This is a genomic window from Desulfosporosinus sp. I2, assembly GCF_000960765.1.
GTDB lineage: Bacteria > Bacillota > Desulfitobacteriia > Desulfitobacteriales > Desulfitobacteriaceae > Desulfosporosinus.
In genome coordinates this window covers 1-688 of the sequence record NZ_JYNH01000309.1, presented here as the reverse complement: position 1 = coordinate 688, position 688 = coordinate 1, and the positions used below count along the sequence as shown (strand labels likewise).

Sequence of the window (688 nt, the reverse complement as noted above, 5' to 3'; positions counted from 1 at the left end):
TCAACCAAGGATCAAGCATGTTGAGTAGCGGTGTCACTATTAAAGCCGCCACTTCTAAATCTGAGCAGTTGCTGATAGAACGTTGCAAGTAGTCCAAACAATGCCAAACCGCCTGAACCGGTATCAACAGGTCCTTATAAATAGGATGTTTAACGAGCGGATCAATCGGCCCAAGTTCAGAGATAGGCCCCATAACGACTTCATCTGCTCCAAGAATAAGCATTGAAGCTGCTGATTTTGCGACCAGCGGTACAATTACCGCGAACTCATCGCAAAACTCTCGGATTAACAGCACAACTTTATAAGGAGTATCCACGGCCCCCCCATAACTATGCAGAATTAAGTCAATTCTATGGGTATGGCCGATTTCCTTCAGTTGTTTATAGAGAGGGAGTAAAATTGTGTCATCAAGGGGTGTATAAGAAAAATAGACTATGACTTTGGAATCTCGTAATTGTTCTAAACGCTTAATACAACGAATCCGTTCTTCAGCATCCAAACTAGTTCCCTCCCAGACTCATCCTTACATACCATATTATTCCATATTGGTATTCATGGTGAACGCTAAGAGTTCCGAATTTCATTCAAACGCCTATTAATTTAGATACCTTATTAATAGTTGGCTATTATTCACGGAAGGCTAAAAATGATTAGTACCCTAGTCTAACTTTGTTCTATTATGGTTTTT

1 pseudogene is annotated in these 688 nt (G+C 40.4%); it reads right to left on the bottom strand.

Annotation, left to right across the window (positions count from 1 at the left end):
- Nucleotides 1-499: pseudogene (locus UF75_RS25855) on the bottom strand (peptidase); the annotation flags it as partial.
- Nucleotides 500-688: the final 189 nt, after the last annotated feature.